The organism is Microcoleus sp. AR_TQ3_B6 (assembly GCF_036702785.1).
In the GTDB taxonomy this organism is placed as follows: domain Bacteria; phylum Cyanobacteriota; class Cyanobacteriia; order Cyanobacteriales; family Microcoleaceae; genus Microcoleus.
The window spans coordinates 24,472-33,529 of record NZ_JAUBVJ010000089.1; the positions used below are offsets into that span (position 1 = coordinate 24,472).

The 9,058-nt window shown below is 47.8% G+C and carries 8 protein-coding genes and 1 pseudogene; 6 read left to right on the forward strand and 3 right to left on the reverse strand.

The genetic code is table 11. The features are described from left to right. Positions 1–855: 855 nt before the first annotated feature. Positions 856–993, forward strand: coding sequence for a hypothetical protein (locus tag QUB56_RS29790; RefSeq protein ID WP_332959957.1), 138 nt, complete (start codon positions 856–858; stop codon positions 991–993). Here QUB56_RS29790 and QUB56_RS29795 read toward each other — a convergent pair. Both QUB56_RS29795 and QUB56_RS29800 read right to left on the reverse strand, forming a co-directional pair. Beyond that, a complete protein-coding gene (locus QUB56_RS29795; protein ID WP_332959959.1) occupies positions 983–2,599 on the reverse strand; it encodes a bifunctional pantoate--beta-alanine ligase/(d)CMP kinase in 1,617 nt (538 codons plus the stop codon). The genes QUB56_RS29790 and QUB56_RS29795 overlap by 11 nt on opposite strands. Positions 2,600–2,801: 202 nt before the next feature. After that, the gene (locus QUB56_RS29800; protein ID WP_332959960.1) at positions 2,802–3,878 is read right to left on the reverse strand and encodes a septal ring lytic transglycosylase RlpA family protein; all 1,077 of its coding nucleotides are present in this window, start codon (positions 3,876–3,878) and stop codon (positions 2,802–2,804) included. A gap of 492 nt (positions 3,879–4,370) precedes the next feature. Here QUB56_RS29800 and purM point away from each other — a divergent pair, with 492 nt between their 5' ends. Further along, complete coding sequence (purM, locus tag QUB56_RS29805) at positions 4,371–5,399, forward strand: phosphoribosylformylglycinamidine cyclo-ligase (protein ID WP_332959970.1); 1,029 nt, start codon at positions 4,371–4,373, stop codon at positions 5,397–5,399. A 732-nt stretch (positions 5,400–6,131) separates the two neighbouring features. On the opposite strand, the gene QUB56_RS29810 is transcribed toward purM, so the two are convergent. Continuing rightward, a complete protein-coding gene (locus QUB56_RS29810) occupies positions 6,132–6,368 on the reverse strand; it encodes a hypothetical protein (RefSeq protein ID WP_332959961.1) in 237 nt (78 codons plus the stop codon). 123 nt (positions 6,369–6,491) lie between these two features. Here QUB56_RS29810 and QUB56_RS29815 point away from each other — a divergent pair, with 123 nt between their 5' ends. The 4 genes and pseudogenes from QUB56_RS29815 to QUB56_RS29830 form a co-directional block, all read left to right on the forward strand. Continuing rightward, positions 6,492–6,779 carry a hypothetical protein gene (locus QUB56_RS29815; RefSeq protein WP_332959963.1) on the forward strand — a complete coding sequence of 96 codons (288 nt, stop codon included), beginning with the start codon at positions 6,492–6,494 and terminating at the stop codon, positions 6,777–6,779. After that, positions 6,776–7,156, forward strand: a pseudogene (locus QUB56_RS29820) (iron uptake porin); the annotation flags it as partial. The gene QUB56_RS29815 and the pseudogene QUB56_RS29820, both read left to right, overlap by 4 nt. Before the next feature lie 160 nt (positions 7,157–7,316). Beyond that, complete coding sequence (locus tag QUB56_RS29825) at positions 7,317–8,780, forward strand: ABC transporter substrate-binding protein/permease (protein ID WP_332959965.1); 1,464 nt, start codon at positions 7,317–7,319, stop codon at positions 8,778–8,780. Beyond that, a partial coding sequence (locus QUB56_RS29830; protein ID WP_332959966.1) for an ATP-binding cassette domain-containing protein occupies positions 8,746–9,058 on the forward strand: 313 nt, incomplete at its 3' end. The genes QUB56_RS29825 and QUB56_RS29830, both read left to right, overlap by 35 nt.

A 9,058-nucleotide genomic window follows, 5' to 3' on the forward strand; every position in this document is an offset into this window, starting at 1 on the left:
GTAGATTTATCGTGACTCGCCGCAAAACTCGTAGAAACCGGGTTTCTAGCTACCTATGCGCGGGCCGTGAAACTGTCCGAAGTATTGTTAAAAGATCGTCTTAAATTTGATGGCACCTAAAGATGCTACTGCAAATGACCGATCGCTGGGAAGTCCGTCCGGATCAAAAAATTTAAGATTTGTGTGCCAGAAATCCCCTAACCCATGAAAACGGGGGATGGTTGAAATTTTGGCCCAGCCGCCGGGGAACCGCGCTCAAATCCGGTTAATGCCACGTTATCAAAAATCTGGGTTTAAAACCCTGTCCTTCTAGGACGGCTTTAATTTCTTAAATCCCTTCCTAAAAGTCAGGAAATTTCTAGTATACTAGAGTAGTCAAGGTTAAACACCTGTGCCTCAAGTGAAACAGGACATGAGACACACTTTTAGGCATAAATTGTTGGACCCTGAGCAGCGAAAACTCTTTAAACAGCTAGAGGCTGAATTCAGTAAGCCTTAAACCAGCAAAAACAAACTATTTAGAGACGTTCTGGCAGAACGTCTGTACAGTAGGGTAGGGCATACCCAAACTCTAGATAAATATTCTAGTACGCTTTTGGAGATAGACCCGCTGGGATTGTCTAAGTTAGGCTCGATACTTGGTTCAATTGAACGGGTATTTGGTTTAAGTAATGCCGTAAGGATAGTCAATTTTAAGGTCAGTCGCTGAATTAAGAATCCCCACGCCTTTAGGCTGGGGAGTGTCAAATTCTTAGGGACTGGGCCCGCATCGGTCCGCGTCCCTACCGGACGCTGCAAGTTGGTTTAACCTGAGATGTTGCACCATTCTCAATAAGCTTTTTATGAACAGGCAAGATGCCTGTTCCACAAAGAGTGAATTTTCTTGTGGAACAGGCATCTTGCCTGTTCTTGAGAATGGTGCAAGATGTGAGTTTAACCGGATTTGATATCAGGGGCGATCGATCGCCCGCGGGTTCTAAAATTAACTTTTAGAACCGATTCTCTGTTTGTACAAGCCGACAATCCGATCGATAACTTCAGCAACAGTCAGATTGTCTGTTTGAATTTCCACAGCATCAGCCGCTTTGCGCAAAGGTGCAACCTCGCGGGTGCTGTCCTTTTCATCCCGTAGGGCGATGTCTTGTTCCAACTGTGCCAAGCTAATATTAGCCCGATCGGCCTCTTTAAGTTCTAATAGCCGCCTGCGCGATCGCTCTTGTACAGAAGCCGTCAAAAAAATCTTCAGTTCCGCATCGGGAAACACATTAGTGCCGATATCGCGGCCTTCTGCTACAATTCCGCCTTTTTTGCCGCAGCGCCGCTGTTCCTTCACCAGAAACTGCCGCACGGCGGGAAGCGCCGCCATTTCCGAGACGCGGGATGTCACTTCCAAACTGCGAATTGCCTCGGTTACGTCTTCGCCGTTAATCTTCAACATCTTGGATGCGGGATCGAGGTTGTATTCCAAATAGCTGGAACTGACTAATTCGGCGATCGCCCATTCGTCGGAAATCGGCGTGCCTGTTTTCAATGCCAGCCAAGTCAGGGCCCGATACATCGCGCCGGTATCGAGATAAAACAAGTTCAGAGCAGTTGCTGCAAGGCGAGTTACGGTAGATTTACCAGCTCCCGCCGGGCCGTCGATCGCCACAATTGGCCGGCGGTTCCTGAGAATTATATTGTCAATCAAGCGAGTAGAGCCGACTCTGGCTGCCACGGCTAAAAGTCCCGCTGTTTCCACAACCTGCAAGGGCCTCAAAGTGTCGGGATCGACGAGTTCGGCGTATTCGAGCTCGACTGCGGGCTCGACTGCGAATGCTGCGTGGGCTGCAGCGAGTGCGGCCGCTGCGGTGCGGTCCCCTGAAGCAAAAGTTTCCGAGGCCTGTTGCAGCGCGCGGTAGAGTACGGAGGCTTGCTGTTTTTGCTCTAGTGTTAAATACTGATTGCGAGAACTCATTGCCAGTCCCGACTCTTCGCGGACGATCGGACCTGCGACAATCTCTACAGGCAAGTTAAAATCAAAGACCAGCTTCCGAATCATTGCTAGCTGCTGGGCGTCTTTCTGACCAAAATAAGCTTTTGTCGGCTGCACCAAACTCAAAAGTTTAGTCACAATTACCGCGACGCCCTGAAAATGACCAGGCCTCGACTTGCCGCACAAAACCGATGTCATCGCCTGCGGTGGCACTACTTGAGTTAAGGATGAAAGGTCAATCTCTATCTGTTTTTGGGCGGTTTTCTCTGTTTCTGTACGCGCGGCGAAGCTATCCCCTAGGGAATCGACTCCTTGGTTGCCGAACATTTCGGTTGCTGAGGGAGCAAAAATGACATCAACTCCAGCTTGGGAGCACAACAGGCGGTCTTGCTCTTGATTCCGAGGATAATCTTGAAAATCTTCTGTTGGTCCAAATTGCAGCGGGTTGACAAAAATGCTGACGGCGACGATCGCATTTTCTTGCCTTGCCCGCTGGATCAAGCTCAGATGTCCTGCGTGCAAAGCTCCCATCGTCGGCACCAAACCGACTGTCAAATGAGGTGCAGCAGACTTTTGTGAATTTAAGTAGCAGCGAAGTGCTGCAATGGTAGTAAACAGGCGCACCGGTAGAATCTCCTGAAGGCATTCGGCAGAATACAGAATTTATTGTCAGAATTTGTTCGATCTGACCTCTTGCACCGATGTTAGCAACAAGCTCGCGTACAAGAGAGCCCGACTATGGCGACGAGTGCAAGATGTGAGTTTTATTTTAGTTTCTGCCTTCTACACTTCGGATAACTTTATGTATGCTGCCTGAGACTACTGTTCACCGTCCAACAGTTGTTTGCTGCTGCGGCTCGATCACTTCGATTTCGACTCTGGCAACGCCGCTGCTCATCATTCCCAGCACGCTGGCGGCGCCGGCGGACAAGTCAATGAGCCGATCGCCCACATAGGGGCCGCGGTCATTAATGCGGACGATTACGGTGCGGCCGTTGTCGAGATTTCTCACCATGACTCTAGTTCCGAAGGGCAAGTGGCGGTGGGCTGCGGTCAAATCATTTTGGTTAAAACGCTCGCCGCTGGCGCTGAGGTTGCCGTTAAAGCCTGGGCCGTACCAGGAAGCCCAGCCGCTGAGCCGCACTTGAACTGGGCCCAGAGACAGCACGGGGGGTTCTGGTTGGGGTTGGCCTGCGACTTCTTCCAGGGGTGGGGCATTGCCCAGGAGCCTGCGGAGGCGATTGGTTGCTTGCAGGGCGTCTCGGCTAAAGTCCCTGGTGGTGTCGGGCAGGATGGTTTCGGCGTTGATGTTTACCAAGTCCTCGCCGTTTGCCTGGATAATGTAGCGATCGCCTTTTTCCCACTTAACGGTAATGCTGTTCGGATCGATGTTGTTGCGGGCTAGCTGGTTGAGTCTTGCTGCTAAGCTCGATGCCCGCCACACCGCATCGGGTTCTTGGTTGTTGGAATTGCTGGCAATCTTTCCAACTTTGGGATTTTCTTTGGTGCCCTCTACTTGCATCGAACTGCTAGCACCAACTTTGCTGTCGCCAGTTTCTCCGATTTTGGTGTTTGTTTCCGGAGTGGCGGAAAGAAATGTGAGGACTGGAATGTTTCGCACGTAGACTGTCGCTGCTTGTCGCCCGCCTAACTCGTGGGGCTGAATTTTGGCGATCGAGTCTCGGTCAATGTCAGCTCTTGCTTGGTACTGATACTGTCCGACTTTTTGTGCTTCAACCCGAGTCGCGTTTAACTGCGGGGAAGGTTGGGTGGAAATTACTTGCTTGAAAGCCTGAGAGTTTTGCTTGCCGGCACTTGTTGCTTGTGCGTGACAAGAGGATGCCGTTCCTACCACAGGAACTAACAGGACAGCGAGTAGACCACCAACAAATTTTTCCTTCATACGTCCATTTTTGTGAAGAGCCATTGCCAACCGAGATTGGAGGATTGGCCGTTTGGCGAGGGGCCTCAAGGATTTCTCTCTTGCCCTTCACCATTCCTCCGTGAGTCAAAGCAAAGTATCGGGGTGCGTTTTTGCTTTAATGCTTCAGCCCCAAAAAAATTTGGCTGAAACTTCCCTGACACTTGACAACTCATACTCGATCCACAATTTGTGTGTTGTTCATGAACTGCAACAGACTACCACAAACTTTTGGGGTTGGGGATCGCTGCGATCGCGATTTTCACCCAATCCTCATCAAATCTTCTCAGAGCCCTCTCTCATAAAATGCTTTACTTGCAGTGCTTACAGCCGTTTGAGCGATTCCCGAAAACTTTACAAAACTTTACAAAAATTTATTGTATTTTGTCCGCTGCCGAATGGCTAGTCTTAAAAAAGCTGTTTGTCAACTGTTATGGGAATAAACTAAAAATTAGAAATCGATTTGGCGGACTTATGGATTATCGAGAAGCAGGTGTGGATGTTGAGGCGGGCAGAGCTTTTGTCTCGCGCATCGGGAGTATGGTCAAGAGCACGCACCGATCGGGAGTTTTGGGCGGATTCGGCGGGTTTAGCGGGTTTTTCAGCGTCCCCGAGGGTTTAAAAGAGCCGGTGATGGTTTCGGGTACTGACGGCGTTGGGACTAAGTTGAAATTGGCCCACAATCTCGGGAGGCACGACACGGTAGGTATCGACTTGGTGGCGATGTGCGTCAACGACGTGCTGACATCCGGGGCCGAACCCCTCTTTTTTCTCGATTATTTAGCCACGGGAAAGTTAAATCCCGAACAATTAGCCGAGGTGGTGGCCGGGATTGCTGACGGTTGCAAGCAAGCCGGCTGTGCTTTGCTAGGAGGGGAAACGGCAGAAATGCCCGGTTTTTACTCTTCGGGTGAGTACGATTTGGCTGGGTTTTGCGTGGGTATTGTCGAAAAGAGCCTTTTGTTGGACGGTTCGCGGGTGCAGGTGGGAGATGTGGCTGTGGGACTGGCAAGTTCGGGCGTGCACAGCAACGGTTTTAGTTTGGTGAGAAAAATTGCTGGCGATCGAGGTTTTGATTGGCATTCCCAACCCGAACAGTTAGGCGGCAAAAGTTTAGGAGAAGTGCTGCTAACTCCGACTAAAATTTATGTGAAACCAGTCCTCGAAGCCATTAAGAGCGGTTTAGAAATTCACGGCATGGCTCACATCACAGGCGGCGGTTTGCCGGAAAATTTGCCCCGCTGTTTGGCAGCCAATCAATCTGTGAAAATTGACCGCAATAGCTGGCCAAATTTGCCAATTTTCCAGTGGATTTCTGAAGCGGGCAAAGTTGCCACAGCAGATATGTTCAATACTTTTAATATGGGGGTTGGGTTTGTGCTGTTGGTCGCTCCCAGGGAAGTAGAACAGGCTGTTAAATGGTTTGAATCTCAGGGAATTGGTGCTTGGGCGATCGGCGAAGTAATTCACGGTAACGGAGAATTGATAATGGGCATCGATTAATTTTAATTTAAGGAATCAAAAAAAAAACCTTTTTTTTTTTGGGTTAAAAGCTTGACTTTAAGCATTCAATAAAGTACAATTAAATAATGGGAGTGGTGGCAAAATTTAAATTTAAGCCACCACTCCCATTATCTAAAATATACCACAAGAAATCCCAAAAAGTCAATAGGTAATAGTTTCTTTTTTAGGGCTGATTTTTTAACAAGATTTTGAGAAACTCGGTTGATTAAACAATACCTTCTCCAACTTTATAGCAATTCCCAAAAGTAGTGAAAAGATAAATTGTATGCCAGCCTCTGTAGGGGCACGGGGCCGGGCCTTGTCCGGCGCGGGGAGCAGGACACGGCCGGACCCCTAAGTCCCTACTGTTCGCTTTGACTTTTAATAATTGGTATAAGATTGAGGATTGTAGCAAGACTTTTTTAAATTGGTATTAGTTTGCAGCCGTGACTTTTAATATGGGCATCGGGTTTGTGCTGTTGGTCGATCGCCCCAGAAGTAGAAGGGGCTGTTAAATAATTTGAATCTCAGGAAATTGTGGCGGAAGCGGGCGAAGTGATTGACGGTAAGGGGGAATCGATGGTGGGTAACGAGTAATCGGTAATTGGTAACATCCTTGGTACTGGCCTTGCCATAAATTGTCATCGTTCACTGCGATCGGATCTCTTCAGGGACTTGACACTGCTCAATGTTCTGCACTAACATAAAATATCCATCAGGGTCCATCTACCGTTAAAAATTATTTTCCACGAACTCTTCTAGGGTTCCGAGGGTGCCTAGGAGCGATACAAAAGCCACACAGAGATGTCCGCCTATCCTGAAAGAGTGCGGATTGTCGATTTTATTAATTTCAACGCCAACTTGATTGTAAATCTCAAAAGTTGGGTTGTGAAATAAGTGTGACCGAGCCAGGGTTTTCGTCAAGTAAAACCTGTTCAAATTGCCGTGACCAGAAACAAGGTTTTTCATTTATATAGTAGGAGCAACAATGTCAAACCTTTTTGGGAAAAGTTTGGGGTTTTGCCTCGCTTTCTTTAGTAATTTATTGGTGTAAAAAACACAGTCTTTGCAGCAGAAACAACTGCCGCACAGGTGCCCATTCCCAATGCGCAAGAGCCGCACTTTGGGAAACCCAGCCTCAGCTTGCCGCAGAAACAGACGCGCCGAGCCAAGCAGTATCAGTCCCGCGCCCCCGGAAACAGTCCACTCTGGCGCGACAGCAGACTCCTCAGAAAGCCCATTAACAGCAACATCAAATCCCCCCGCGCCGCCAGCCATAGCCAGCGAGTTAAAGCAATATCAAACCCCAGGAAGCGGCAGAAAAAAATCCCCAGACTCCAGCAGAAACCCCAGCTCAATCGCCAGATGTCGCCTCTATGAATCAGGTAACATCAGTATCTCAACTATCCGACGTGCGATTGACAGATTGGGCTTTCCCAGCCCTGCAATCCCTCGTGGAACGCTACGGCTGCATCGCGGGATATCCAGACGGAACCTATCGCGGCAGCCGAGCATTAACTCGATAGGAATTCGCCATCGGTTTGAACGCTTGCTTAGACCAAGTTACCAAGCTAATTGGCTCCTCAAAAGCTAACTTTTTCACCCAAGAAGACTTAGCCGTACTGCAACGCTTGCAATCAGAATTTGCCGCGGAATTAGCCAGCTTGCGCGATCGAGGGAATGCCTTAGAAGCGCGGACGAGCGAACTCGAAGCAAATCAGTTTTCGACAACTACTACACTCAATGGAGAAACCATAGTCATTAATCATTAATCATTAATCATTAGTCAACAGTCAACAGTCAACAGTCAACAGTCAACAGTCAACAGTCAACCATTATCTATCTTTAGAGTGGTGACAGAATTGTGAAGTTTCGCATAATTTGTGGGCGAGGGGATTTTTTAGGAAAATGCTCGATATGAAACGTTTAAAATTAAAATCAATGTTGGCGGCGGCGATCGCGATCGCCTTTTGTTTAATGGCGATCGCCAGCTACGCCCAAGCCAACAAGACTTTAACACTCGCGACTTCCCCAGACTACCCGCCCTATGAATTTAAAGATACGGCTGTTAGCGGCAACGAAATCATCGGTTTTGACATCGATATTGCCAAATATATTACTAAAAAATTGGGCTACGAGCTGAAAGTTATTGGCATGGATTTTAACGGCTTAATTCCCGCTTTGCAGGCGGGAAGAGCCGATTTTGTCATGGCTGGAATGACTCCCACAGCAGAAAGGAAAAAAAATGTTGATTTTTCTGACCTTTACTACGAAGCTCAAAATACAATTGTCGCCAATAAAGGCAGCAATTTGACCAAAGCTAAAGATTTAGCAGGGAAAAAAGTAGGCGTTCAACTCGGAAGCATTCAGCAGGAAGCTGTCAAAAAAATGCCCGGTGTGCAACTGGCTGCTCTCAATAGGATTCCTGACATCATTCAAGAAATTAAATCGAACCGCCTCGCGGCAGGAGTGATCGAGGATACTGTTGCTACGGGTTATGCAGCAGCGAACCCCGACTTGGAATTTAACACAATTCCGAATACTGAAGAAAGCGGTTCCGCGATCGCCTTTAACAAAGGTTCGAGATTAGTTCCAGAATTCAACCGAGTCCTCCAACAAATGAAAGCCAGCGGTCAAATTAAGGAACTAGCTACTAAGTGGTTTTCTCGACCGATTCCCCAAGAACCTGCTCAAGCAAATCAGCCTGCGGTAGCGCCCAAGTTCGGGTTAGATTTTGGCAAAATCGTGCCGAGTTTGCCTTATATTTGGTCCGGGATTTGGGTAACGCTAACTTTTACCTTGCTGTCGGCATTTCTCGGATTTATCTGGGGAATCGTCCTGTCTCTATTTAAGATTTCTAGCATTAAACCGCTGTTCTGGTTTGCCACTGCTTACACCTCAATTTTTCGCGGAACACCGCTAATTTTGCAGTTGACTTTAGTTTATTTTGCAACGCCGCAGCTTACGGGCTATAATATATCTGCCCTGCAAGCTGGCGTGATTACTTTTTTTCTCAATTCTGGGGCTTATATTTCCGAAACAATCCGCGCGGGAATTCAAGCCGTAGATAAAGGTCAAAAAGAAGCCGCAGAATCCCTTGGCGTTCCCTACAAACTGATGATGGCCGATATTATCTTGCCGCAGGCGTTGAAAAACATCTTGCCTGCATTGGTGAATGAAAGTATTGCTTTGCTGAAGGATTCAGCTTTAGTTTCAGTAATTGGCGTAGAAGACTTGCTGCGCCGCGCTACAATTGTGGGAGCAGAAAAATATATTTACTTTGAACCTTTGATATTTGTCGGCGCAATTTATTATTTGATGGTGCTTAGTTTAACTTGGGGGGCCAATGTACTCGAACGCAGACTCCAAACTAGCAGTTAAGGTCGATCGCCTGTATAAATCTTTTGGCAATCTTAAGGTTTTGCGCGAGATAACTACTGAGATTCATAAAGGAGAAGTGATTGCCATTATCGGTCCTTCGGGGTGCGGCAAGTCTACTTTTTTGCGGTGTTTGAATTTACTGGAAATTCCGACTTCTGGACACATATACATTGACGGGGTGGATATTACTTTGCCGAAGGTAGATATTATGAAAATCCGCCAGAAAGTAGGGATGGTTTTTCAGCATTTCCACTTGTTTCCGCACATGACTGTGCTGC